Here is a 24985-nt window from a genome sequence, read left to right as displayed (position 1 = left end):
CGCTCATCGCGCCCGGTCAGTGGTCGGCAATAATGCCCACGGGTGCGGAGCTCTGCCGTATGCCGTGCTTTTCGAGCGACCGTTGCCGGCAATGTACGGGACGGATGCCGTATGCCGTGCTCTTCGAGCGACCGTTGCCGGAAATGTACGGCGGGCGCCGGACCGACGGACCTAGTTGCGCTTGAGGATGCCGACCAGGCCGACGATCGACAGGGCAATCGACATCACGAGGCAGAGCCACAGCCCCCACCCGACGCTCGCGGCCGGCGTCTCGGTGCCGAGGTCGCCGATGTCGTAACCGGTGATGGCGACGTTCAGCGCGCCGGCGACGAGCGTGACGATTGCGGCCGTCAACGGGACCCTGCCGAGACCGCGCAACAGCCCGAAGACGACCGCCACGACCGCCAGCACCGCCACCAGGACGCCGTCCTTGACCTCGCTGGCCGAGTCCTGGACCGAGCCGGAGATCTGTCCGAAACCGTTCATCGACAGGTGGACGAAGCCGAAGTCGACGGTCACCCACGCACCGAAGCAGCCGACGATCGCCAGGACGCCGACCGCCACTGCGGCCCACCCGATGCCGCGGGCAGGCACGCTCAGCGGTGCCTTGGGCGCAGGGCCGGCGTAGGCCGGCATGCCGTAGTACGGCGCCGTCCCGTAGGGCTGCCCGTAACCCGGCGGGGGTTGCTGGCCGTATCCGTAACCCCGTTGCGGTGTCGGTGCGTACGGCTGCCGACCATGGGGCGGCGGCCCCGGCGGGTTCGGCCATTGTTGCGGCTGCCCGTACGGGTTGTTGTGAGGGTTGTTGTAGGGACTGCCATACGGATTGTCATGGCCGGGCCGGTCCGGCTGCTGGTTCGGCTGCTGTGTCATCGTGGGTCTCCCTTCCCTGCGCGCAGGGTACACAGCGGGCGCTCGGCCGGTCAGCCGACCGTGACGCTCGGGCTGCCCGCGGCGTCCTCGTCCACCGGCTCGCCCATCTCGTCGGCGATGCGCATGGCTTCCTCGATGAGGGTCTCGACGATCTGCGACTCGGGAACGGTCTTGATCACCTCGCCCTTGACGAAGATCTGTCCCTTGCCGTTGCCGGACGCAACGCCCAGATCGGCCTCCCGCGCCTCGCCGGGGCCGTTGACGACGCAACCCATCACCGCGACGCGAAGCGGGACCGTCATACCTTCGAGGCCGGCGGTGACCTCGTCGGCGAGCTTGTAGACATCGACCTGTGCCCGCCCGCAGGAAGGGCATGAGACGATCTCCAGCTTGCGCGGCTTGAGGTTGAGGGACTGCAGGATCTGGTTGCCCACCTTGATCTCCTCCACCGGGGGCGCGGAGAGCGAGACGCGGATGGTGTCGCCGATGCCCTGCGACAACAACGCCCCGAAGGCGGTCGCGGACTTGATGGTGCCCTGGAACGCCGGGCCGGCCTCGGTGACGCCCAGGTGCAGCGGCCAGTCGCCGCGCTCGGCGAGCAACTGGTAGGCGCGCACCATGACCACCGGGTCGTTGTGCTTCACCGAGATCTTGAAGTCGTGGAAATCGTGCTCCTCGAAGAGGCTGGCCTCCCAGACGGCCGACTCGACGAGCGCCTCCGCGGTTGGCTTGCCGTACTTCTCCAGCAGTCGCCTGTCGAGCGAGCCGGCGTTGACACCGATCCGCAGCGAGACGCCGGCGTCCTTGGCGGCGCGCGCGATCTGCTTGACCTGGTCGTCGAACTTGCGGATGTTGCCGGGGTTGACCCGCACGCCCGCACAGCCGGCGTCGATGGCGGCGAAGACATACTTCGGCTGGAAGTGGATGTCGGCGATGACCGGGATCTGCGACTTCTTCGCGATCGCCGGCAACGCATCGGCGTCGTCCTGGCTCGGGCACGCCACCCGCACGATGTCGCAGCCCGCCGCCGTCAGCTCGGCGATCTGCTGCAGTGTGGCGTTGATGTCGGTGGTCGGTGTCGTGCACATCGACTGCACGGAGATCGGAGCGTCTCCTCCGACCTCGACCTTCCCGACCTTGATCTTGCGAGACTTGCGGCGGGGAGCGAGCACCGGCGCCGGAGCGCTCGGCATACCGAGAGAAACAGTCACGTCTCCAGTATGACTCTCGGTCCGAAGTGATCGGCACGTGCCCGACCGGCCGCCCGCGCCGTCCCGCTGACCGAGCACTCTTCAACAAACTGTTGACGCGGAATGTGGTCCATGTCACGCTTTCGTATATCGAAAATGCAGTTCCACATTATGAAACGGAGAGAATCGTGCACGCTGAGCTCCCCCGACCTTCCTGCTCGCGCCCCGACCCTGGCGGTCCCGCGCCCAGACACCTCTGAGGATGGCGCCGTGAAACTCCTACGACGCGAGGGCACCTCGAAGTATCAGGGTCGTCCCGAGGACACGATGTACCGTCCCGGCCGACTGTTGATCTACGGAACCCAACACATCCTGACGATGTATGGCGGAGTGATCGCCCCACCCATCATCATCGGCGGAGCCGCGCATCTGAAGCCCAGCGACATCGCGCTGCTCGTCACCGCCGGTCTGTTCATCAGCGGTCTGGCCACCCTGCTGCAGACGCTGGGCGTCGGACCGGTGGGCAGCCGCCTGCCGATCGTCCAAGGCGTGTCCTTCGCCAGCGTCTCGACCATGGTGTCGATCGCCAGCAAGGACGGGCTGCGGCCGGTCCTCGGCTCGATCATCGTCGCCGGCATCATCGGCGTGCTCGCCTCGACCTACTTCGCGCGCATCGTGCGGTTCTTCCCCGCGGTCGTGACCGGCTCGATCATCACCGTCATCGGCGCTTCGCTGCTGCCGGTCTCGTTCAGTTGGTGCATGGGCGGCAACCAGTCGGCCAAAGACTTCGGCGACCCCTCCAACATCGGCCTGGCGGCGATCACCCTGCTGATCATCGTGTTGATCAGCCGGCTCTTCCAGGGTGCGATCTCGCGACTGTCGATCCTGATCGGCATGGTGATCGGCACGCTGATCGCCGTCGTGACGGGTCACGCGGACTTCTCCGCGGTCAAGGACGCCAAGGTCGTCGCCCTGCCGCAGTTCCTGCACTTCGGCTCCCCGGAGTTCCAGTTCGGCGCGATCGTGTCGATGACCATCGTCATCTTCGTGATCATGACCGAGACCACCGCCGACATCCTGGCGATCGGCGAGATCGTGGAGACCGAGGTGGACGACAAGCGCGTCGCGGCGGGCCTGCGCGCCGACATGGCTGCCACCACCGTTGCGCCGCTGGTCGGCAGCTTCCCGGCCAGCGCCTTCGCGCAGAACGTCGGTCTGGTGGCACTCACCGGGATCAAGAGCCGGTTCGCCGTCGCGGCCGGTGGTGGGGTGCTGGTGGTGCTCGGCCTGCTGCCGGTCGTCGGCGCAGTGATCGCGGGCATCCCCTATCCGGTGCTGGGCGGCGCGGGGATCATCCTGTTCGGTTCGGTCACGGCGAGCGGCATCCGCACCCTCGCCCGGGTCGACTACTCGGGCGGACTGAACCTCGTCATCGTCTCGGTCGCCTTCGCGTTCGGCATGATCCCGGTCGGCATGCCCACCTTCTGGGACAAGTTCCCGGACTGGTTCAGCGTGATCATGGACTCGGGCATCAGCTCGGCCGCAATCAGCGCGGTGCTGCTCAACATCTTCTTCAACGAGTGGAAGTGGGGCAACAAGCCGGGTGCGTCCGTGTTCGCCGAGCGGGAGAACCGCGTCGACGAACTGGGCGAACGCCTCGAGGACGACATCGCCGCGTCGGAGCGTCGGCCGCGTCGTGGTCAGTCCAAGGACACTGTGACCGCCAGCGTGGACGGGGTCACCGCCGAGTAACGTCCGCCACCCGAAACACCGTCATGCCGGTCTGCACTGGAGCAGGCCGGCATGACGGCTTCGGTATGGCGACAGGTGCTTCGGCCAGGTCGTGCGGCTGGCATCCCCAATCACCTGAATATCGGGATGCTCCTTGACGTAGTTGCAGCGCTCGCAGAGCCCTTCACCATTGCGCTCGGACGTCTCACCACCGTCGGCGTTGGGAATAGCTACCAACAGCAACACTCTTCGGTGATAAATGTTATTCGCAAGTACCCCCTCCCCAGCGACGATGCCGTTCGAGAGGGGTGCGGATAACGAATCTCGGCGGACCTCAGCCCGGCAGCCGCCATACCGACACGTGCGACTCGCTGTCTGCGGTGAACTCGCTGCCGTGCCAGTCGGCGAACCGCTGCTCGAGCGTCATACCGGCGAGCTGGGCCATCAGGTCACACTCCGCCGGCCAGACGTAGCGGAAGTTGCCGACACCGTGACGGAATGAACCGTCGTCCTGGCGGGTGTAATGGTGGGACTGGCTCTGCTGGGTCACCAGGTCATACGTGTCGAAGCCGACGTGGCGCTCCCCCACGTGGAACGGCACCACGGTCTGACCCGGTGGCAGGCGCCGCAGATTCGGGACGCTGATCTCGACGACGAAACGGCCGCCCGGCACCAGGTGTCGAGCGGCATTTCGGAACACCTCCACCTGCTCGTCCTGGGTTCGCACATTGCCCAGGCTGTTCCAGAGGAGGAAGACCAGGGTGAAGTCGCCGTCCACGGAGGCCGTCGCCATGTCGCCGACCGTGACCGGGACGTCGGCACACTTGGCGGCCAACTGGTCGGCCATCGGCTGCGACAACTCGATCCCGGACACGCTGATTCCCTTGTCGTGCAACGGGATGGCCACTCTCCCGGTGCCGATGGCGAACTCGAGCGCCGGTCCCTTTCCCGCCAGTCGCGCCAGGAAGTCGACCGCCGGATCCAACACCTCCGACGTGAACATGAACGACGACTCCTCGTCATACCGCTCGGCGGTCTCGGCGTCCCACAGGTCACTGCTGCTCGTCATGGCCACGACCCTGCCGCGACCCGCGGGACAATGCCACCGAATAAGTGCCAGCGAAGATGTCCGATGAATATCGTTACGCGCCGATAGTGCCCGGCTCGGCGACGAAGGGCTGGAAGAACTGCGACGGCGCAGCACCCTCCAGGGTGAGGACGAGCGCCGGCACCGACGCACCATCGATCTGCTCACGGATGATGTCGGCGTGCCCGGCATGGCGGGCGAGTTCCTCGATCACGTGCACCAACAGATAGCGCACCTTCGCCGGACGTTCGTCGAAGATCCCGTCCCACGGCGCCGGCGGCTCCGTGATGCCGGCGTCCGGGTCCGCCTCCGTCAGCTTCGCGGCGAACGCCGTTCGGGCGGAGTCGAATTCGGCCAGCACATCGGTCACTGCCTCGTCCTCACCCACCACCAGACTGCTCAGGTAGGCCGAGAAGCCGGCCTCGTCGAGAGCCCTGGTGACACCGTCCAGCCGCTCGACGTTGCCACGCAACACGTATGCCGCATGCTTGACCAGCGCGGCCACGGACAGCGAACTGCGGCAGGGTGTCGCCTTCGCCTCGGCCTCAGTCAGTCCGTGCAGCGATGCCCGCAGATGGTCCAGTTGCTGCTGGATGTAACCGGTCAGACCGGTGATCTCGTCGTGCTCGGCAGGTGCGTACATGGTGGCTCCTCGTCGTCAGCGGTGGTGCGAACGAGACGAGCCTGCCGCTCCTTGCGGACAGTATCGGTCCGCTGGCGCGAGCGGCGGTCAGCCGAGCTTGACCGGGTTCACGATGTCCGCGTAGGCCAACAGCGCGAACATCACCAACAGCACCACCGACACGCCGTACGCCAGCGGCAGCGCCTTGGCCACGTCGACATACACCGGACCCTCAATGCCTCGCGCTCGCGCGATGCGCCGCTTGATCGCCTCCCACAACGCCCCGGCGATGTGGCCGCCGTCCAGGGGCAGCAGAGGCACCAGGTTGAAGACGAACAGTGCCATGTTGAGCGATGCCAGGATCATCAGCAGGATCACGATCTTGTCCTGCGTGCTGGCGTACTTGGACTCGGTCACGTCGCCGGCCGCGCGGCCGACGCCCACGACCGACTGTGGGCTGTACTGGTCACGGGTGCCGCCGCTGAAGGCCGCGTTCCAGACGCCGATCATCTTCTGCGGGATCTTCAGGAAGACCGAGGACGTCTTCCCCAAGGCGTCGCCGAACGTCTGCATGGCCTCCGGCAGCGACTGGCGCTCGTCGCGGTAGGTGCCCCCGATCGACGCACCGATCACCCCCACGTCGGCGTACTCGACCTCGCCCTTCCAGTTGACGACCTTCGCACCGTTGCTGTCCTGCTTCGGCATCCGCTGCAGCTTGGGGGTCACTTGCAACCGGACGTCGGTGCCGTGGCGTTCCACCACCAACGGGATCTGCTCCCCGGGGTGGGAGCGCACTATCTGCGTGAACTCGGTGGTGGAGGTGATCTTGGTGCCGTCGATCGACACGATCCGGTCGCCCGGCTCGATCCCGGCCGCAGCAGCCGCGCTGCGGTCGGCGCCCGAGCACGCCGTGACCGTGGCACCGCCGGCGGTCGGCGAACACGGTTGCACCGAGGCGATGTTGGCGGTCTGCTGCACCGGAAGCCCGATGCCGCTGGCGATGATCACCAGCAGCACCAAGGCGATGACCAGGTTCATGAACGGGCCGCCGAACATGATGACGACCTTCTTCCAGGTCGGCAGCTTGTAGAAGACCCGGTCCGCGTCGTGCGGCGCGATGTGTTCGTAGGCGTCTTCCCGCATCTGGTCGGCCAGCTGACTGAAGCGGCCGGTCGACGAGGCGCGGATGTAGCCGGCCTCTTCGCCGGCGCGCGGCGGGAACATGCCGATCATGCGGATGTAGCCGCCCAACGGGATCGCCTTGAGCCCGTATTCGGTCTCTCCCCGGCGCCGCGACCAGATCGTCGGGCCGAAGCCGACCATGTACTGGGTCACCTTGACGCCGAACAGCTTCGCCGGCGTGAGGTGACCCAACTCGTGCAGAGCGATGGAGACGCCGATGCCGAGCAGCAGAATGATCACGCCGAGCAGGAACAACACGCCTACCAGCGTCTCATGGCCACCTGCGACGGCGCTCAGCGCCGATCGAGGATCTCCTGTGCGTGTGCTCGGGCCCACGTCTCCGCGGCCAGCACCTGCTCGACGGTGAGCTCGGCGTCCGAGGCGGCGTGGTCGTCCACCACGGACCGCACGGTGCCGACGATGTCGGTGAAGGTGATGCGGCCGTCGTGGAAGGCGGCCACGCACTCCTCGTTCGCGGCGTTGTAGACGGCGGGGTAGGTCGAGCCCGCCATGCCGACTTCACGAGCGAGTCGCACAGCAGGGAACGCGTCGTCGTTCAGCGGCTCGAACCGCCAGTCGGCAGCCTTCGACCAATCGATGGGCGCCTCCGCCTCGGGCACTCGATCGGGCCAGCCGAGTCCGAGAGCGATCGGCACCAGCATGGTCGGCAGTCCGAGCTGGGCCACGACCGCACCGTCGACGAACTCGACCATCGAATGGATGCATTGCTGCGGGTGGACCACGACGTCGATGCGATCGAACGGTATGTCGAAGAGCAGATGCGCCTCGATCACCTCCAGGCCCTTGTTGACCAACGTGGCCGAGTTGGTGGTGATGACCTTGCCCATCGCGAAGTTCGGGTGGGCGAGCGCCTGTTGCGGCGACACCCTCTTCAGCTCCTCGCACGGCAATCCCCGGAACGGGCCCCCGCTGGCGGTGATCACCAGGCGGCGTACTTCCCGTTCGCTGCCGGCCCGCAGACTCTGGGCGATCGCCGAGTGCTCACTGTCGACCGGCACGATCTGTCCTGGTCGAGCGGCGCGTGTGACGATCGGCCCACCGACGATCAGGGACTCCTTGTTCGCCAGTGCCAGCGTCGATCCGGCGTCCAGGGCCGCGAGCGTCGGGCGGAGCCCGATCGAGCCGGTGATGCCGTTGAGGACCACGTCGGCCCCACACCGCGCGACCTGCTCCGAGGCATCCGGACCGACCACGATGTCCGGGCGGTATGACGACCGACCTGCCGCGCGCGCTTCCTCCTGCAGCACCCGCGCGAACGCGTGCTGGTCACCGGTGGCCAACCCGACCAGGGCGGCCCGGCACTGCACGGCCTGCTGCGCCAGCAGACGCGGCTGCCCTCCGCCGGCACTCAACGCGGTCACCCGGAAACGGTCGGGATTGCGCGACACGATGTCGATCGCCTGCGTGCCGATCGAGCCGGTGGAACCCAGGATCGCGACGGAACGCTGGGCCGGGGCAGCGGCAGTTGTCTGAGTCACGCTCTCATTAAATGCCATTCGTCCGACGCTGGAATCTGCCCCTCGCCGAGGAACTCGCGCATGATGCGAGCACCTACCGAACTGACCCGTGCCGGTTGCAGCTGCAGCTGCCGTGCCGGGTCCTCGTCGGGCATCGCCGTCCGCCGGTGGGACCAACTCCCCCCAGTGCCGAGCAGAAACCCGAGCAGCACCTGTTCGCCGGGCCGGTCGACCGTTGCGCGCCATACGGTGGCATCCAGCTGAGCAATGCCTTCGCCCCACAGCTCGGGCGCCAGGCCGCCGGCCTGAAGGGCTGTCGACGAGATGGTCACCGGGGCGCCCTCACCGTCGCGCGCGCCGTCGATCGTGCAGAACGCGTGGACCTCGCCCGGGAGGGCGTCCGGACTGATCAGCCGGAATTCGTGGGCCCCACCGTCGGACACGTCCTCCAGCACGACGACCTCGGTGCCCAGATGGTGATAGCGCAGCACGCCGAGATCAGCCGTCGCCTTGCTGATCAACAGCGTCGCCGTGGAGCACTCACGCACCTGGAGCATCGTCACCACGTCCTCGGGCAGCTCCATGCCCGATCCGCCGTCGACCGCGACGGCGCCGTGCGAGCACAGGGAGCGATAGGCGACCTGGAGCGCCAGCTGGCGCTCGCGCTCGTCCAGTCCGCCCAGGTAGGGCATGTCGACGACCGGGTGCTCGGCTCCGAACAGGGCGAGCTCTTCGTCGGTGAAGCGCACCAGCGGTTGTGTGGCGCGTCTCATGCGCGCCCGCCGATCGGGTGCACGCGCGTCGGCGAGGGCTGGATGCCGGCAGGCGTGCGCCACGGCGGCGTCCACGGGAGCCGGGCGGCACCGCCGTTCCGGTCCGCCGGTGCCGGCAACAGCTTGATCGACCCGTGTGGCGGGGTCCACTCGCGGGGCGGCCGCACCGGCCCGGTCCACCGCGGCGGCTGGATCGGCCCTCGCCGGTTCCGCCGTCCCACCGGTGGCCGCACGGGTCCGGTCCATCGTGGCGGGCCGGACGGCCCGCCCAGCAACAGTCGGGTCGCCTCGGACTGCAGCGCCATGAGTTGCCGTTGGAACCTGGTCCGGGAAAGGGCCATCGCTTCCTCCACCATGCGTCGCTCGGTGGCGGCGTCCGGCGGCAATGAACGGGCGCGCAGCCGGGCATCGCCGAGTTCGTGCGCGAAGCCGGATGTCAGCACGCCGATCCGCTCGATCACCGCTGCGGCATCCGTCACCAGGGCGCAATGTCGGCCGGCTGCGGTGGCGAACGCCGCGGCTCCGGCGCCCGACCATCGGCTCGCCGTGACTTCCGTCGCCCTCCGCAGGGCGCCGCGCAGCCTGTCGAGCTCCGTCACCAGCGCGAGGCTGCGCCGACCGGCGCGCGCCAGCAGCTCCGGGTCACCGTCGAGCGGTCTCATCGCGGCCCTGCGAGGGCTACCCGGACCAACCAGTCGGTGCGCGTGTAGCCGTCCGCAGCTGCGTCCAGCTCGGTCGCCGTCGTCTCCACCGCCGCGCAGACCGCGCCGACGAGGAACGGCACAGCGGTCAGGAAGTCCTCGGTGCCATCGCCGTCACCCGCGAGGCCGGCGCGCAGGTCGTCGACGATCGCGCGAGCCAGCGCCGGCATCCCATGGTCCGCCGCGGATCTCAGCGTCGACGACGCCGCCGTCACGGTGCGCGGGTCCACTGTGAGCAGTCCCATCCCGGCTCCCTTCCTCGTCTCGCACCGAGGGTAGGACCGGGTGCCGATCAGCCGCAGAAGTTGTCCACAGGCCGCACCGTGACGGCTGCTCGACTCAGAGAGCCAGTCCGACGTACTTGGTCTCGAGGTACTCCTCGATGCCCTCGAAGCCGCCCTCACGTCCGAAACCGCTGGCCTTCACGCCGCCGAAGGGTGCTGCCGGGTTGGACACCACGCCCTGGTTGACGCCGACCATGCCGTAGACCAGCGCCTCGCTGACGCGCAGCACGCGGGCGTAGTCGCGGGTGAAGAAGTAGCCGACCAGTCCGTATTCGGTGTCGTTGGCTCGACGGATGACGTCGTCCTCGTCAGTGAAGGTCTGGATGGCGGCAACCGGCCCGAAGATCTCTTCGCGAGCCATCGCAGCGTCACCGGGCAGGCCGGTGATCACCGTCGGGTTGAAGAAGTAGCCCGCCCCGTCACCCTTGCCGCCGCCGGTCACGACGCGCGCTCCGCGCTCCGTCGCGTCCGCGACCAAGTTCGTGACCTTGTCGACAGCCTTGGCGTTGATCAGCGGCCCGACGTCGACACCGTCGGTCATACCGTCACCGACGGTCAGCGACGACATCCGGGCCGCGAACTTCTCACTGAACTCGGCGGCGACGTCGGCGTGCACGAAGAAGCGGTTGGCCGCTGTGCACGCCTCGCCGATGTTGCGCATCTTGGCGAGCATCGCGCCGTTCACCGCCGCATCGATGTCGGCGTCGTCGAAGACGATGAACGGCGCGTTGCCGCCCAACTCCATCGACACCCGCAGCACCTGCTGCGCGGACTGTTCGATCAGGGTCCGGCCCACCTGGGTGGACCCGGTGAAGGTCAGCTTCCGCGACCGCGGGTCGCGGATGAGCGGTTCCATGACCCCACCGCTGTTGCTGGTGGTCACGACGTTGAGGACCCCAGCGGGTAGGCCGACCTCCTCCAGCACCTGCGCGAGGTAGAGCATCGACAACGGCGTCTCGGCCGCCGGCTTGACGACCATCGTGCATCCAGCCGCGATGGCCGGGCCGATCTTGCGCGTGCCCATGGCCAGCGGGAAGTTCCATGGCGTGATCATCAGCGTCGGTCCGACGGGCTGCTTCATCGTCATCAGCCGCGTCGCGCCGTTCGGCGCCACGGAGTAGCGCCCCGAGACGCGGACCGCCTCCTCGGCGAACCACCGGAAGAACTCCGAGCCGTAGGCCACCTCGCCGCGGGCTTCGGCCAGTGGCTTGCCCATCTCCAGGGTCATCAGTTCGGCGAATGCGTCCGTGCGCTCGACGATCAACTCGTATGCCGCACGAAGGATCTCGCTGCGATCACGCGGCGCGGAACGCGCCCACTGCGCCTGAGCCTCGGACGCGGCCGTCAAGGCGGCGGCGCCGTCGGCGACCGAGGCGTCGGCCACCCGTGCCAACGCGCCACCGGTCGCCGGATTGTCGACCTCGAGTGTCGCGCCGCCTTCGGCGTCCCTCCAGGTGCCACCGATGAACAACTGCTTCTTGACCTGCTCAACCACGGAAGACGTCTGTGTCATGGGCCAAGCCTGCCACCTGCCTACTCGCCGTGGCATGGGGCCCAGAATGAGAGCCATGAGCGGGATGCTGGAAGTGATCGTGACCGATGTGGCGGATGCCCGTGCGGCGGCCGACGGCGGGGCAGATCGCCTCGAGCTGGTCGCCGATCCGCGGCGCGGCGGAATGACTCCGTCGCCGGGCACCGTCAGCGCTGTCCTCGCGGCCACCGACCTGCCGGTCCGCGTGATGGTTCGGCGCACCGAGTCGCACGCGCTCAGCGAACATATGGCAGCGTCGCTGTGCCGGGACGTCGAATCCCTGCCGATGGCAACGGAGTTCGTGTGCGGAGGCATCGACCTGCCCGGAGTGCCCTCCCTGGCCCTGGAGCCGGTCATTGCGGCGTTCGGCGAGCGACGGTGGACCTTCCATCGCGCGCTGGACGATGCACCGGACCTGCTGGCCGCGTCCACTGCGGCGGTGTTGCTGCCCGGCTGCGACCAGGTCCTGACCGCTGGCGACCCGGCCGGCGTCGATGCCGGCATGCCGCGGCTTCGGGCGGTTCTGCGCGACTCGGACCTCGCCGCCTTCCTGCTGATCGGTGGCGGCGTGACCCTTGGCAACCTCCCCGCGCTCCTCACGGCCGGCGCGCGCGGCGTTCACCTGGGTCGCAGCGTGCGCGAGGACGGCACGTGGGACCGACCGGTGTCCTCGCAGTCGGTCCGTACTGCCGCCGACATGGTGCACGGGAAGGGCCGCAGCTGATCAGTGCGAGGCGTGCGGGCGGAAGAGTTCGACGTCGGGCTCCCAGCCGTCGGGCACCACGTCGAAGGGATGCAGGGGACGGCTGATGCGGGAGTAGCTCAGCCGGTCGATCCGTTGATCCACCGGGCCGTCGGTCAACGCCATGACCCAGCCCGCTGCAACCTCGTGCAGACGCGGCTCGAGATAGCCGATCTTGTTCACCACTAGCCGAGTTCGTGCGAGGTCGATGCCGGCACGTCGATAGTCGTCCGGTGTGTGGAAGGGCGTTCGCCGGGTGGTCAGCACCACCTGCAGTCGGCCGGACCGGACCACCGCGACGTCGCCGGCAACGTCGCTCACCACCCGGTCGACGACCCCGCGCAGCGGCACCTGACCCGGCCAGCCGAAACAGCCACCGACCGTGCGGTCGAAGCTGCTGCCGACGCCGCCGGCGCGCGCCGCCCGCACGCCCGCTGGGTCGACCAATGCGCTCCAGACCGCCTCGCCGGGGCCGTCCGTCACGCGAGTATCGGCGATCAGGGCGGCGAGCGTCGTGGCCACGTCACCCGATCCGCCCGCCGTCGGATTGTCCCCGGTGTCGCTGATGAAGCACGGACCGGCGAGTCCGCCGGCCGCGGCATCGGCCGCGCGGTCCAGTGCCCACCTCAGGCCGCCGGCCGGCCCGCAGAACCGGAAGTCGTCCCGCTGGGCGACGAACCGGCCTGCCAACGACCCACACGCACGCTGTATGGCGCCAGGATCGTCACCGATCACCACGGCCGCGGCGGCGGTGCGGGGCTCGTCCGCCCAGGCATACCCCACCCACAGGGCGGCCTCCCACACACCGCCTGGGACGTCGGGCAGTGAGCGGTACAGGGATGCCGCCGGTTCGACCCGGGTGGAGGTCTTCTCACCCGGCAACGCCACCGGGATCCGGCACCACGCGCGCATCGGACGGACGGCACCGGTGAGCGCACGCACCAGCAGCCGGGCGGCCCGGTCACGTGTGTCGCACTCGTCGATGTGCGGAGCGGTCCGGTAGCACGTGGGCAGGTCGACCTGGGCGACGAAGTCCCGCGACACGTTGCCGTGCAGGTCCATGGCCGCGCTCATCACCACCGGTGCGCCACCGGCCGCCTGGCGCACGCGCCGAGCCAGATCGGCCTCGGCATCATCGAGTCCGTCGACCAGCATGGCGCCGTGGATGTCGAGCAGCACGCCGTCCCAGGGCGCTCCTTGCCGCACGCTGTGCAGCACACGGTCGACCAGGGCGTCATACGCCGGTCGTGTCACGGCGCCGCCCGGAAGTGACCGGGCGACCGGCCCCGGCACGAACTCGACCTCGTCGAGTGCGCCGCGCGCGATCGCCGGGAACCGCTCGAGCACCCGCTCGCCCTCGCGAACACCGAAGTCCCGCAACGTGGTCCGGTGCGGCGCGAACGACGACGATTCCGTGCCGATGCCCGCGATGATCACTCGCGGGCGTGAGCGACGGCTCACTCAGCCAGCCACGCCGCGTAGGCGTCGAAGGTGTAGGGGCGGCCGAGGAAGTCGGCCACCAGGTCCGCCGCGTCCTTGCTGCCACCCGGGACCAGCACCTTGTCCCGGTAGCGTCCGGCGACCTCGGCGTTGTACAGATCGGTCGGGTCGAACGCGCTGAACATGTCCTTGGCGATGACCAGCGACCACATGTAGGTGTAGTAACCGGAGCTGTAGCCGTCCAAATGGCCGAACGCGCAATGGAAATGGGTGTCCGGCACATAGGGGAAGACAGAGTATTCCGCCTGCAGTTCCTGCACCACGGCGGTCAGCTCGTCATACCGCCGGAGGTGGAGGTTGAGCGACAGCGCCGCGTAGAACATCTGGGTCCGCGCCTGGAAGCCCTTGCCGAAGTCGTCGGCGCGGCGCATCTTGCTCACGAGTTCGGCCGGGATCGTCTCGCCCGCCTCGTTGGTCGCGAAGGTGGCGAGAATGTCGGCGTCCCAAGCCCATTCCTCGAGCATCTGGCTCGGCGCCTCGACGAAGTCCCACTCGGTCGCGACGCCGGCGAAGGTGATCCACTCCTGGTCACCGCCCAGCACGTGATGGATCAGGTGTCCGAACTCGTGGAAGAGCGTCACGACCTCGTCGTGCTCCATCAGGCCACGGCCGAAGTTGCACATCAGCACGCCCTCGGGCAGCTGCCGGTCGCGCAGGCCTCCGCGCAGGTCGAACTGCGCGGCGTGCTTGTACTTGCCGTCGCGGGGGTGCAGGTCCAGATAGATCCGGCCGATGCGGGTCCCGTCGCGCAGCACGTCGTACGGCGCCACGTCCTCGTGCCAGGTGACCGCGTCGACCGGCTCGAAGGCGATGCCGAAGAGCCGCCCGGTCACGTCGAGCAGCCCCTGCCGGACCTTGCCGAACGAGAAATAGGTACGCACCTGCTGCGCGTCGACGGCGTACTGCTCCTTGCGGACGAGCTCGGAGTAGAAGGTCAGGTCCGGCGAGGAGATGTCGGTGGCCTCCGGTGCGTCCTGCTGTAGCCGTGCCAGGAGGACGGCCTTGTCGCGCGCCGCACTGTCGGCGGCAGCGGCGGTGATCCTGTCGATGAATTCACCGATGGCAGAGGCGTTTCCGATCATCTTGACCTCGGCGTCGAAATCGGCCCAGGTGTCGTATCCGAGCAGCCGCGCATGCTCGGCGCGCAGTTCGAGGAGTCGCTGCAACACCTCGTCGTTGGCCGGCCAGGCGACGTTGAGACGCTCCAGAGTCATCGCCATGCGGGTTGCGGCATCGCTGCAGAACGTGATCAGCGGTATGGCGTCGGGGTAGTCGGTGGTCACGGTCACCAATCCGTCGTCGCCGACCGGATGGGCAGCCAGCCAGTCCTGCGGCATACCGGAGAGTGCCTCCGGCGGCACCGCGATCGATCGCACCCCTTCGCGGATGTTCTTGCTGTGCAGCTGGCTGGCCCTCAACTCCAGCTCGGCCAGCTCGCTGAGCCGGGCCCGGGTCTGTTCGTCGCGGTCAACGCCGCTGCGGCGGAAATCGCGCAGCGCACGGTCCAGGAACCGTCGCGCCGGGCCGTCCAGACCGGAGGGGTCGAGGGCCGAGAGGATGGCGAACACGTCCCGGTCCATGCCGAGCTCGGTGGAGAAGGCGTCGAGGCGCTGCATCGCCGTCTCGGCCGCACTACGCACCGCCGAGCTGGGGTCGGCCTCGGCATACACCCCGGCGATGCCCGCAGCGTCGGCGAGCGCCACACGGATGTCGTTCCACGCGCGCAGCACCTCCGAGGCGTCCCTGGGCGGGCTGCTCTTGAACGACGTCACCAGTGCGCGCGCCCGCTCCAGACCGCCTTCGCAGGTCCGCTCGACCCACTCGAGGGCCTCGTCGGCGGTGGGCAGGGTCCGCGGCTCCAATGCAGTCATGGAGGCAACCTAACCGCAGCAGCCTCAGGCGACGACGCGTGGGCGCCGCTGGCACCGGGGACAGCTGAACGAGGAGCGATTCATGAACGACTCGCGCACCATCGGTGTGCCGCACCGGCGACACGGTTTGCCGTGGCGTCCATAGGCATTCAGCGATCGTTCGAAGTAGCCACTGGCCCCGTTGACGTCCACGTAGAGACTGTCGAAGCTGGTCCCACCACGGCCCAGTGCCTCGGTCATCACTGCGGCCGCGTGGCCCAGCACGCCGCGGACCGCCGAGGCCGTCAGCCGGTCGGTGGCCCGCTCACCGTGCAGGCGCGCGCGCCACAACGCCTCGTCGGCGTAGATGTTGCCGATGCCGGACACCAGCGACTGGTCCAGCAGGGCGCGTTTGAGCTGCGTGTGCCGGCGGCGCATCGCCCGGCTGACGGCTTGCTGGTCGAACGCGCTCTCCAGCGGGTCGGGTGCGATGTGCGTGATGATGTCGGGCACGGTGCCCGGACCGAACGGGTCCGGCACGAGGGAGACCAACTGCAGGCCGCCGAAGGTGCGCTGGTCGACGAACCGCAGTTGCCGTCCGTCGGACAGGTCCAGCAGCGCATGCGCGTGCTTCTCCCGGGGCGCGTCCGGGGCCTCGACGAGGAGTTGCCCACTCATCCCCAGATGTATGACGAGGGCCTCCCCCGCACCGTCCAACTCCAGCCACAGGTATTTCCCGCGGCGCAAGGCGGCGGTGACGGAGCGCCCGCGCAACCGGTCGGCCAGGTCGAGGGGGCCGGGGACATGCCGCCGGGCGACCCGGTGACCGGACAGCTGTATGTCGATGAGCGACCGGCCGACCACGTGGGTGGCGATGCCGCGCCGGACGACCTCGACCTCGGGAAGCTCAGGCACTGCCGACGCTCGGCGCGCGACGGGCGGCTTCCTCGGCTGCGTCGGCACGCCGCTTGAGGGTCTTCCAGGCGGTCTCGGCTGCCTGTTGCTCAGCGGACTTCTTGTTGCGTCCGACACCGTGGCCGAGTGCCTCCTCGCAGATCAGCACGGTTGCCGTGAACGTCTTGTCGTGATCCGGCCCGTCCTCCTCGACGCGGTAGACGGGCACGCCCAGGCCGAGCATCGAGGAGATCTCCTGCAGCGAGGTCTTCCAGTCGAGCCCGGCACCCAGGGTCGCGGACTGTTCGATCAACGTGTCCATCAGGCTGTGGATCAGCGAGGTCGCTCCGGGGATCCCGCTGGAGAGGTAGACGGTGCCGATCACGGCTTCCATCGTGTCGGCGAGGATCGAGTCCTTGTCCCGGCCGCCGGTGGTCGCCTCACCTCGTCCCAGCTTCAGATAGGACCCGAGGTCCAGTTGCCGGGCGACCTTGGCCAGGGCGCGCGAGTTGACCACGGCGGCACGGAACTTCGCCAGTTGGCCCTCCGGCAGATCGGGGTGCTCGTGGTAGAGGTGATCGGTCACGATCACCCCGAGCACCGCGTCCCCGAGGAACTCCTGTCGCTCGTTGTGCGGTATGCCGCCGTTCTCGTAGGCGAACGATCGATGGGTGAGGGCGCGCGAAAGCAGCGACTCGTCGACGATCGCGCCGGATCGCTCTGCGAGGATCCGGGCGAGGTCGGCGACGGGCCGCTGCGCGAGTTCGGGACGCTGCCGCTTGCTCGGGCTCACGTCGTCGAAGAGGCCGTCAGGCCTGGTGCTCGGTGCGCTCCGCGGCGCTGTAGTGGCGGTCCTTGTAGGTCCCGCACGCCGGGCAGGCCTGGTGCGACTGCTTCGGCGCGTTGCACCGCGGGCAGGTGGACAGCGCAACCGGGGTCGCCTTCCACTGCGCGCGGCGGGACCGGGTGTTGGAGCGCGACATCTTCCGCTTCGGGACAGCCACGTCAATTCCTCTTCTCGTCGTTGTCGGTGTCGTCATCGCCGCCGGCGAGGTGTGCCAGCGCCGACCACCGTGGGTCGATCACTTCGTGGTGGTGCGTCGGGTCGTCCGCGAGCCGTGCTCCGCACTCGGAGCACAGACCCGGGCAGTCGTCCCGGCACACCGGCTGGAACGGCAGTGCAGGCACCACCGCATCCCGCAGCACGGGCTCCAGATCGGCGAGGTCGCCGTCCAGCTCGTGCACGTCCTCTTCGTCGCCGTCCTCCACCTCATGGTGGCGGGCGGCTCGATCGGCGTAGGCGAACAGCTCCTGAAACGGAACCTCGATCGGCAGATCGACGGGTTCCAGGCACCGCACGCAAGCACCGGTCGCCGTGGCGTGCACCGTGCCGGTGACCAGAACGCCCTCCATCACCGATTCCAGGCGCAACCGCAAGGTCATCGGCTGACCTTCCGGCACGCCGATCACCTCGGTGCCGAAGTGTTCGGGTGCTGCCACCTGGACCTCACCCTCGAGCATCCGGCCGGGTCGCCGCGGCAGCTCTTTGGTGTCCAGAGCCAGCGGGCGTCGCGTATCGGTGTGCATCTTCCGGGGTATTCGGCAGGAGACATGGCACGATCTCGCCATGGACGACAAGACCGAAGGTCAAGGTTACCGGGTCGGGTGCCCGTCTCCCAAACCGGCGAGCGGCATACGATAACTACATTTGTAGTGAACCGATCGACAAAGGATTCTCCGATGCACCATGGCAAGCACGAGGCAGACCACGCAGCCGCCGCGACGGGCCGCCCGGAAAGCACCTTCGCCGCGGAACTGCGGCAGACCGCGTCTCCCCGCACCCTGCTGCTGATCGCCGGAGTGCTCTTCCTGCAGATCGCCTTCATCTTCAGTTACGTGGGCGCATTCCACTCCCCCAGCCCACACGAGATCACCGTCTCGGTCGCGGCCGGCCCTCGAACCGGGCAGGTCGTCGCCCAGCTCAACGGACTGCACGGACGTCCGCTGCGGGCGTCCGCAGCTCCCACCGCCGACGCCGCCAAGCAGCGCGTGGTCACCGGCGACAGCAGCGCCGCGCTGGTCATGTCCGCGGACAGCACCCAGGACACCCTGTATGTCGCCGGCGGCGGCGGTTCCTCGACCGTGACCGCCGTGGAGGCGACGATCGCGCAGGTGGAGTCGGCCCAACACCGCAGCGCGCACAGCGTCGACCTGGTGCCGTTGCAGGCGCACGACGCGCGCGGCCTCACCGGGTTCTACGTCGTCATCGGTTGGATCGTCGGCGGCTACCTGGTCGCGGCGGCGATCGGCATCCTCGGCAGCCCCCGTCCGCGCGGGCTCGGTGCGGCGGCCGGCCGCCTGACGAGCCTGCTGCCGTATGCCCTGCTCAGCGGACTGCTCGGCACCCTCGTGGTCGACCAGCTGCTCGGCGCGCTGACCGGCCATTTCTGGGCGCTCTGGGGTGTCGGCACACTCCTGGTGCTCGCGAGCGCCGCCGTGACGGTCGCGATGGAGGCGCTGTTCGGGATCGTCGGCATCGGCGTCACGATCCTCGTCTTCGTGGTTCTGGGCAACCCCTCCGCGGGGGGCGCTTATCAGGCCGACGTGCTGCCCGGCTTCTGGCGGGTCATCGGGCCACTGATCCCGAACGGCGCGGGCACCAGCGCGGTGCGCAACATCGTCTACTTCGGCGGCCGTCACCTGACCGGTTCACTGCTGTGCCTGGTCGTCTACATCGCGGTCGGCATCCTGGGCACCCTCGGCGCGACCTGGTGGTTCAACCGAGCCGAGCCAGCAGCGGCGCCAGCACCGGCGGAGGAACCATCGAGCTGACGTCGGCCCCGCGCTGGGCGATGAGCCGGATCAGCGAGCTGGAGTAGTGCGTGTATGCCGGGTCTCCCGGCAGCAACAGCGTCTCGAGCCCCGACATCTCGCGATTCATCAGCGCCATCGGGAGTTCGTACTCATAGTCGGTCAGTCCCCGGATGCCCTTGACCAACACACCGGCGCCGAGTTCGCGACATACGTCGACGATGAGCCGGTCGCCGAACGCGGCAGCGCGGACGTTCGGCAGGTCGGCGGTTGCTGCGCCGATGAGGTCGACGCGCTCCTGCGGGTCGAACGTCCCCTGCTTCGCGGTGTTGTGCAGGACGGCCACGACGACGTCGTCATACAACGCACTCGCGCGGGTGATCACGTCCAGATGCCCGTTCGTGATCGGGTCGTAGGAGCCGGGGCAGACGCACCGCCGTGGATTGCCGGTCATGTCAGGCACCTTAACCAGCGAGGCCTACGCGGAATCTCCGTGCGGCACGAACTCGGCGAACCAGCAGGTGGTCTCGCCGTATCTGCGCGGCCCGATGAGTTCGACACCCGCCGGCCACAGCGGTTCGGCCGACCGGCTCGAGCGCTCCACCACCAGGACCGCGTCGAGCGCCAGCGAGTCGTGGTCGACCAACTGGCGGAGCACGTCCGCGAGCGCCGGATCGCTCACGGCGTACGGCGGGTCGACGAACAGCAGGTCGGCAGCCGGTGTCAACGGCGCCCGCACCAGTGTCTCGACCGTGCCGGTCCGCACCTGAACGCCCGCGAGTCCGAGGTGGCGCACGTTCTGGTCGATCGTCGCCGCGGCACGGCGGTCCGATTCCACGAGCAACGCGGACGACGCACCACGCGACACCGCCTCCAGCGCCAGCGCGCCGGAGCCGGCATACAGATCGACCACGTGGCTGCCGGTGATCGCGTCGAGGTGCTCCAGCCGGCCGAAGACGGCTTCACGCACCCGGTCCGAGGTGGGCCGGGTGCCCGCGCCCGGCGGAGTCAGCAGCCGGCGGCCACCCGCCGCCCCGGCGATGATGCGGGTCATCCGCGCTCCAGGAACGCCGCCTGCTCCTCGCTGAGCCGGTCGGCGACCAGCTCGGCGAGCCGCGGATGCCCGAGCAGCTCCGGGTCGGATGCGACGATCGCGGAGGCGTCCTCGCGCGCGAAGTCGATCAGCTCGACATCCGAGGGGTGACTCAGCCGCAACAGTCGTAGACCGGAGCGGGTGCCGCTCTGCGCAGCACCGAGCACGTCGCCCTCCCGCCGCAGCGACAGGTCCAGGTCGGCCAACCGGAAGCCGTCCGCGGTGGCGGCCACGGCTTCCAGCCGTTCGACGGTCTGCGGGTTCTCGGTCTCGGTGACCAGCAGGCACAACCCGGCGGCGGCACCGCGGCCCACCCGGCCGCGCAGCTGATGCAGCTGCGAGATGCCGAAACGGTCGGCGTCCATCACCACCATGACGGTCGCGTTGGGTACGTCGACGCCGACCTCGATGACCGTGGTGGAGACCAGCACGTCGATGTCGCCGGCACCGAAGGCCTGCATCACCGCGTCCTTGTCCTCCGCGGACATCCGTCCGTGCAGCATCTCGATCCGCAAGCCGTGCAGCGCCGGCTCGCCGCGCAGGCGTTCGAGCTGCTGGTGCACACCGGTCAGCTCGCGCGGGGTCTCCGGCTCCTCGCCCTCGGCATATGCCTCGAAGTCCGGCGGCGGTTCGCCCTCGAAAGCCACCTCGACGGCGCCGTCCATCGGATCCCCGATACGCGGGCAGACCACGTAGGCCTGATGTCCGGCACGGACCTCCTCGGCCACCCGCTGCCAGGTCCGCGTCATCCACGACTCCCGACTGCCCGGAACGACATGGCTGGTGATCGGCTGCCGGCCGCGCGGCAACTCACGCAGCACCGAGGTGTCCATGTCGCCGAACACGGTCATCGCCACCGTGCGCGGGATCGGTGTAGCGGTCATCACCAGCACATGCGGAGGGCGGACTGCCTTGGCGCGTAACGCATCTCGTTGCTCGACGCCGAAGCGGTGCTGCTCGTCGACGACGACCAAACCGAGGTCGGCGAACATCACGTGCTCCTGGATGAGGGCGTGGGTGCCCACCACGATGCCCACCGGGCCGGTCGCGATGTCGAGCAGCACCTTCTCCCGCTGCGACCGGGTCATCGATCCGGTGAGCAGGGCGACCCGCGTCGCGTTGTCGGCACCGCCGAGCATGCCGGCCTGACCCAGCTCCCCGAGCATCGCGGTGATCGAGCGCTCATGCTGTTGCGCCAGCACCTCGGTGGGCGCCAGCAGGGCTGCCTGAGCACCTGCATCGATCGCGGCCAGCATCGCCCGCAACGCCACGATGGTCTTGCCCGAACCGACCTCACCCTGCAACAACCGGTGCATCGGGTGGCCCTGGGCCATGTCGTGTGCGATCTGCGCGCCCACCTCGCGCTGTCCGGCCGTCAGCTCGAACGGCAACCGCGCGTCGAACGCCTCCAGCAGGCCACCGGAGACCGCACCGCGTGGCGTGGCCTCCAGTCGCCGAGCCTCCGCCCGACGCTGCGCCAGCACGGTCTGCACGACGAGCGCCTCGTCATACCGCATCCGCCGCTTGCCGCGGCCCCAGTCCGCGTCCTGCTGCGGAAAATGCACCTGCTCGTATGCCGTGCGCAGGGCGAGCAACCCGCGCTCGCGGCGGACGTCCGCGGGCACCGGGTCGGCCAGCTCCACCTGCTCCAGCACCAGTCGCATCGCCTGGGTCAGCTGCATGTCGGTGACGCCCTTCACCGCCGGATAGAGCGGGATGAGGCCGCCGCGGTAGACCGGGTCCTCGGCGCCGCCGGAGAAGAGCGTGTAGTCGGGGTGCGCCAGCTGCAGGTCGCTGCCGTAGGTCTGCAACTTGCCCCGGAACACCCCGTGCGCACCGCCCACCAGGCGCTCCTCGTGGCCCCACGCGCTGAAGAACACCAGTGACGCGCGCTGCCCATCGGCGTCCTCCAGGACGGCGGTCAGCATCGTGCCCTTGCGCCCACGCATCGGCCGGGTGCGCGCCGACACGATCGTCGCCACCAACACGGCGTCCTGACCCAACTGGAAGTCTGCGAGCCGGCCGCTCTTGCTGGCATCGAGGTAGCGCCGGGGCAGGAAGTCGAGCAGATCTCCGACGGTCCGCACACCACGGGCCTTCTCGAGCTTGGTCGCCGCCGCGCCGATGACCGGTTTCAGCGAGCTGTTGCGAGTGATCGGCACCTACTCCACCCCGATGGTCAGCAATGGCTCACCGACACCGCCGGCGACGTGCGTCACCCGCAACCCGGGATGCTCGACCCCGATGCCGCGCAGCAGCCGGTCGACTCGGTCGGCGGCCAGGGCGTCTCCGGTCACCAGCGTCACCAGCTCGGCGTCGCCGACGTCGCCGATCAACCCGTCGATCTGCTGCATGAGCGCATCATCCCCCGGGTCACCGACAACGCGGGCGCTGCGGACATCGGCAGCCGCCTCCCGTGCGGCGGCGCACCACGCATCGAAGCCGGCGCCGGGGTCCAGCACCGCGCCGGCGGCGAGGGCCTGCGCGGCGTCACGGCCGACGGCGACGACGTTGCCCGCGTGCGGGCCGGGGGTGCCGGCGGAGTGCAGTGCGGCCACGGCGTCGTACGCCTCGGGGCTGGCGCACAGCAGCAGCGTGCCGCGGCGCCCGAACCGGGCGCGCAGCGCCGCTCCATCGCGCCAGTCGGTCACCGCGGTGAGACCCGCGCGGGTGAACTCGTGAGCGGCACCTTGCCCTGCGGCCAGCGCGAGTATGACGAAATCGGCTCTGCTCGAAGGACGTTGGTCCTCGAACCGGGTGATGCGGAACCGGTGCGCCCGTCCGGCGGCCACACCGGCGTTGACCGCTCCGGCGACGTCATCGACGTGCACGTGCACAGAATGCCGGTCGGGACCACCGGCGACCACGAGTGAGTCACCGAGGTGGTGCAGCGTGTCCTTCAGCCCCTCCACGGCGGCGTCGGTCGCCTGGTCCAGCAGGAACATCACCTCGTACGCAGGTCCGTCGACCGGCGCGTGGGTGCCGCAGTCGGCGGGAAGCCCGGCCGGCGCAGCGGTCTGCCGGCTGATCCGCAGCCACTCCGGATCGGCATCGCCGGTGACCGCCAGCCCACCCTCGCCGTGGACCACGCGCTGCAGAGCCTCCAGCACCAGCAGGTAGCCGGCGCCCCCGGCGTCGACGACACCGGCCTGCGCCAACACCGGGTTGTCCCACCGGGTGCGCAACAGGGCCGCCGCCGCGCCACCCACCGCGGCGTCGATGACATCGGTCAGGCCGGCATCGGCACCATGGTCGTCGAGACCCACCGCCGTCGCGGCATCCGCTGCCGCCGCCGCGACGGTCAGGATCGTGCCCGGCACCGGGGCGGACACACCGTCCTGCGCCAGTTGCGCCGCCCTTGCGAGCACCGCGGCAAGGTGCCGCGGTCCGAGCCCGGCGCCGCCGTCCGCCCCTTGATCCGAGGCGGCGACCTCGCTGACCCCGCGCGACAGCTGGCTCAGGATGACGCCGGAGTTCCCGCGTGCCGCGACGAGTGTCGCCTGCGCCATCGCGGCCGTGGCCCCGGCGATCGTGTCCGGTGCCCGCCGATCGAGCTCGTCGACGGCATCGCTCATCGTCATCAACAGGTTGCTGCCCGTGTCACCGTCCGGCACCGGGAAGACGTTCAGGTCGTTCAGTGCCTGCGCGTATGCCGCCAGGTCGGCCCGCGCGGTGATGACCCACCGACGCAGCGCTGCCAGATCGAGACGGTCGAGCGGCATGGGACGCTGGGAACCTTTCCGGTGGTCGGCACGGGCACCCCGAGCCTAGCCTGGCTGCGGGCAGCGGCCGCAGGCCCGTTTTGGAGACCGACGGCCGCCTCGGCTACGCTTGGGCGGTTCCCGTATGCGACATGCCATCCGGTATGCCCACGGGCCGACACGTTCTTCAACCATTTGATCCAAGGAGATTCACCGTGGCTGCCACCTGCGACGTCTGCGGCAAGGGACCCGGCTTCGGTCACAACATCTCGCACTCGCACCGCCGCACCAAGCGTCGTTGGAACCCCAACATCCAGCGCGTCAAGGCGCTCGTGGGCGAGGCCGGTGTGACCCCGAAGCGTCTGAACGTCTGCACTTCCTGCCTGAAGGCCGGCAAGGTCAAACGCTGAGGCCCCGTACCTCGCCCTCAGCGCGATAAGAGCGGGCCGTCCCGATCCGGGGCGGCCCGTTTCGGTATTCCCGTGACCGAGCGGAGCAGCGAACGACCGAGAGGAGTACGGATTCCGGTGGAATCCGTACTCCTCTCGGTCTGCCGGTACTCCTCTCGGTCAGTGAGAGGCCGGAACCTGCCGACGCAGGTCGGGTCAGTCGTCCTTCGGCAGGCCGGGATTCGACAGGTCGGCGGCGGCCTTGTCCCGCTCGAGCTCGACCTCGTCGACCACGATGGGCCGCAGGTAGGCCCACAGGGCCATCAGGATGGCGAAGATCAGAATGCCGATGCCGCACCACAGATTGAGGTTGACGTCGTCGGCCTTTCGTTTGTCGGCCTCGGTGAAATTCACCAGCCCCATGATGATCAGCACCACGCCATAGATGCCCATCAACATGGCGATGATGTTGCGGACGTCGAACGCCCCGGCGGTGTGCCGCCGCGGATTGCTTGTCTCAGTTGTCGAAGACATTGCCGAACTCCCTTCCGTG

At 69.0% G+C, this 24985-nt stretch carries 25 protein-coding genes; 4 read left to right on the top strand and 21 right to left on the bottom strand.

Annotated elements, in window-relative coordinates; translation table 11 throughout:
- Positions 1 to 171 precede the first annotated feature (171 nt).
- Positions 172 to 873: a hypothetical protein gene (locus ACYVBN_RS13450; RefSeq protein ID WP_460600967.1), complete on the bottom strand. Its 702-nt coding sequence runs from the start codon at positions 871 to 873 to the stop codon at positions 172 to 174.
- 50 nt (positions 874 to 923) lie between these two features.
- Positions 924 to 2066, bottom strand: a complete 1143-nt coding sequence (ispG, locus tag ACYVBN_RS13445) for a flavodoxin-dependent (E)-4-hydroxy-3-methylbut-2-enyl-diphosphate synthase (RefSeq protein WP_440281815.1) — start codon at positions 2064 to 2066, stop codon at positions 924 to 926.
- A gap of 267 nt (positions 2067 to 2333) precedes the next feature.
- On the opposite strand from ispG, the gene ACYVBN_RS13440 reads away from it, so the two are divergent.
- Positions 2334 to 3815, top strand: coding sequence for a nucleobase:cation symporter-2 family protein (locus ACYVBN_RS13440; RefSeq protein WP_460600966.1), 1482 nt, complete (start codon positions 2334 to 2336; stop codon positions 3813 to 3815).
- A gap of 313 nt (positions 3816 to 4128) precedes the next feature.
- On the opposite strand, the gene ACYVBN_RS13435 is transcribed toward ACYVBN_RS13440, so the two are convergent.
- The 8 genes from ACYVBN_RS13435 to ACYVBN_RS13400 all read right to left on the bottom strand — a co-directional run bounded on the left by ACYVBN_RS13435 (position 4129) and on the right by ACYVBN_RS13400 (position 11434).
- The gene (locus tag ACYVBN_RS13435) at positions 4129 to 4863 is read right to left on the bottom strand and encodes a class I SAM-dependent DNA methyltransferase (RefSeq protein WP_460600965.1); all 735 of its coding nucleotides are present in this window, start codon (positions 4861 to 4863) and stop codon (positions 4129 to 4131) included.
- A gap of 73 nt (positions 4864 to 4936) precedes the next feature.
- A complete protein-coding gene (locus tag ACYVBN_RS13430; RefSeq protein ID WP_460600964.1) occupies positions 4937 to 5524 on the bottom strand; it encodes a DinB family protein in 588 nt (195 codons plus the stop codon).
- Positions 5525 to 5611: 87 nt separating this feature from the next.
- Positions 5612 to 6943: a M50 family metallopeptidase gene (locus ACYVBN_RS13425; protein WP_460600963.1), complete on the bottom strand. Its 1332-nt coding sequence runs from the start codon at positions 6941 to 6943 to the stop codon at positions 5612 to 5614.
- 35 nt (positions 6944 to 6978) lie between these two features.
- Positions 6979 to 8202, bottom strand: coding sequence for a 1-deoxy-D-xylulose-5-phosphate reductoisomerase (dxr, locus tag ACYVBN_RS13420; protein ID WP_460600962.1), 1224 nt, complete (start codon positions 8200 to 8202; stop codon positions 6979 to 6981).
- Positions 8181 to 8936, bottom strand: a complete 756-nt coding sequence (locus ACYVBN_RS13415) for a hypothetical protein (RefSeq protein WP_460600961.1) — start codon at positions 8934 to 8936, stop codon at positions 8181 to 8183. Before ACYVBN_RS13415 ends, dxr begins: the two co-directional genes overlap by 22 nt.
- On the bottom strand, positions 8933 to 9598 hold the full coding sequence (locus tag ACYVBN_RS13410; protein ID WP_460600960.1) for a hypothetical protein: 666 nt from the start codon (positions 9596 to 9598) through the stop codon (positions 8933 to 8935). The genes ACYVBN_RS13415 and ACYVBN_RS13410 overlap by 4 nt, the downstream gene beginning before the upstream one ends.
- On the bottom strand, positions 9595 to 9882 hold the full coding sequence (locus tag ACYVBN_RS13405) for a hypothetical protein (protein ID WP_460600959.1): 288 nt from the start codon (positions 9880 to 9882) through the stop codon (positions 9595 to 9597). The genes ACYVBN_RS13410 and ACYVBN_RS13405 overlap by 4 nt, the downstream gene beginning before the upstream one ends.
- Positions 9883 to 9976: 94 nt before the next feature.
- Complete coding sequence (locus ACYVBN_RS13400; RefSeq protein WP_460600958.1) at positions 9977 to 11434, bottom strand: NAD-dependent succinate-semialdehyde dehydrogenase; 1458 nt, start codon at positions 11432 to 11434, stop codon at positions 9977 to 9979.
- Between the two features lie 55 nt (positions 11435 to 11489).
- Here ACYVBN_RS13400 and ACYVBN_RS13395 point away from each other — a divergent pair, with 55 nt between their 5' ends.
- Positions 11490 to 12176 (top strand): copper homeostasis protein CutC, encoded by a 687-nt coding sequence (locus tag ACYVBN_RS13395; RefSeq protein ID WP_460600957.1) that lies wholly within the window; start codon positions 11490 to 11492, stop codon positions 12174 to 12176.
- On the opposite strand, the gene ACYVBN_RS13390 is transcribed toward ACYVBN_RS13395, so the two are convergent.
- From ACYVBN_RS13390 to ACYVBN_RS13365, 6 genes are read right to left on the bottom strand one after another with little or no spacing between them, the layout of a single operon-like run.
- Positions 12177 to 13655, bottom strand: a complete 1479-nt coding sequence (locus ACYVBN_RS13390; RefSeq protein ID WP_460600956.1) for a M81 family metallopeptidase — start codon at positions 13653 to 13655, stop codon at positions 12177 to 12179.
- On the bottom strand, positions 13652 to 15565 hold the full coding sequence (locus ACYVBN_RS13385) for a M3 family metallopeptidase (protein WP_460600955.1): 1914 nt from the start codon (positions 15563 to 15565) through the stop codon (positions 13652 to 13654). The genes ACYVBN_RS13390 and ACYVBN_RS13385 overlap by 4 nt, the downstream gene beginning before the upstream one ends.
- Positions 15566 to 15589: 24 nt before the next feature.
- Positions 15590 to 16459: an Fpg/Nei family DNA glycosylase gene (gene mutM / locus ACYVBN_RS13380; RefSeq protein WP_460600954.1), complete on the bottom strand. Its 870-nt coding sequence runs from the start codon at positions 16457 to 16459 to the stop codon at positions 15590 to 15592.
- On the bottom strand, positions 16452 to 17231 hold the full coding sequence (rnc, locus tag ACYVBN_RS13375) for a ribonuclease III family protein (protein WP_460600953.1): 780 nt from the start codon (positions 17229 to 17231) through the stop codon (positions 16452 to 16454). Before rnc ends, mutM begins: the two co-directional genes overlap by 8 nt.
- 16 nt (positions 17232 to 17247) lie before the next feature.
- Positions 17248 to 17442, bottom strand: coding sequence for a 50S ribosomal protein L32 (gene rpmF, locus ACYVBN_RS13370; RefSeq protein ID WP_440281808.1), 195 nt, complete (start codon positions 17440 to 17442; stop codon positions 17248 to 17250).
- 1 nt (position 17443) lies between these two features.
- Complete coding sequence (locus ACYVBN_RS13365) at positions 17444 to 18025, bottom strand: YceD family protein (RefSeq protein WP_440281809.1); 582 nt, start codon at positions 18023 to 18025, stop codon at positions 17444 to 17446.
- Positions 18026 to 18178: 153 nt separating this feature from the next.
- On the opposite strand from ACYVBN_RS13365, the gene ACYVBN_RS13360 reads away from it, so the two are divergent.
- Positions 18179 to 19270, top strand: coding sequence for an ABC-2 transporter permease (locus ACYVBN_RS13360; RefSeq protein WP_460600952.1), 1092 nt, complete (start codon positions 18179 to 18181; stop codon positions 19268 to 19270).
- Here ACYVBN_RS13360 and coaD read toward each other — a convergent pair.
- The 4 genes from coaD to ACYVBN_RS13340 are packed head-to-tail and all read right to left on the bottom strand — an operon-like array spanning position 19215 to position 24064.
- Entirely contained in the window at positions 19215 to 19703 is a 489-nt protein-coding gene (gene coaD / locus ACYVBN_RS13355) for a pantetheine-phosphate adenylyltransferase (RefSeq protein ID WP_440281811.1), read from the bottom strand. The two genes, ACYVBN_RS13360 and coaD, sit on opposite strands and share 56 nt — an antisense overlap.
- A 24-nt stretch (positions 19704 to 19727) precedes the next feature.
- A complete protein-coding gene (gene rsmD, locus ACYVBN_RS13350) occupies positions 19728 to 20303 on the bottom strand; it encodes an RsmD family RNA methyltransferase (RefSeq protein WP_460600951.1) in 576 nt (191 codons plus the stop codon).
- Positions 20300 to 22504, bottom strand: a complete 2205-nt coding sequence (locus ACYVBN_RS13345; RefSeq protein ID WP_460600950.1) for an ATP-dependent DNA helicase RecG — start codon at positions 22502 to 22504, stop codon at positions 20300 to 20302. The genes rsmD and ACYVBN_RS13345 overlap by 4 nt, the downstream gene beginning before the upstream one ends.
- Positions 22505 to 24064, bottom strand: coding sequence for a DAK2 domain-containing protein (locus ACYVBN_RS13340; RefSeq protein ID WP_460600949.1), 1560 nt, complete (start codon positions 24062 to 24064; stop codon positions 22505 to 22507). It abuts the gene before it with no gap.
- Positions 24065 to 24258: 194 nt separating this feature from the next.
- Here ACYVBN_RS13340 and rpmB point away from each other — a divergent pair, with 194 nt between their 5' ends.
- Positions 24259 to 24453 (top strand): 50S ribosomal protein L28, encoded by a 195-nt coding sequence (gene rpmB, locus ACYVBN_RS13335; RefSeq protein WP_166118878.1) that lies wholly within the window; start codon positions 24259 to 24261, stop codon positions 24451 to 24453.
- 195 nt (positions 24454 to 24648) lie between these two features.
- Here the strand turns inward: rpmB and ACYVBN_RS13330 are convergent, their stop codons facing one another.
- The gene (locus ACYVBN_RS13330; RefSeq protein WP_460600948.1) at positions 24649 to 24966 is read right to left on the bottom strand and encodes a hypothetical protein; all 318 of its coding nucleotides are present in this window, start codon (positions 24964 to 24966) and stop codon (positions 24649 to 24651) included.
- Positions 24967 to 24985 lie beyond the last annotated feature (19 nt).

The sequence above is a fragment of the Flexivirga lutea genome, assembly GCF_054778955.1.
This window is presented reverse-complemented; position numbering and strand designations above follow the sequence as displayed.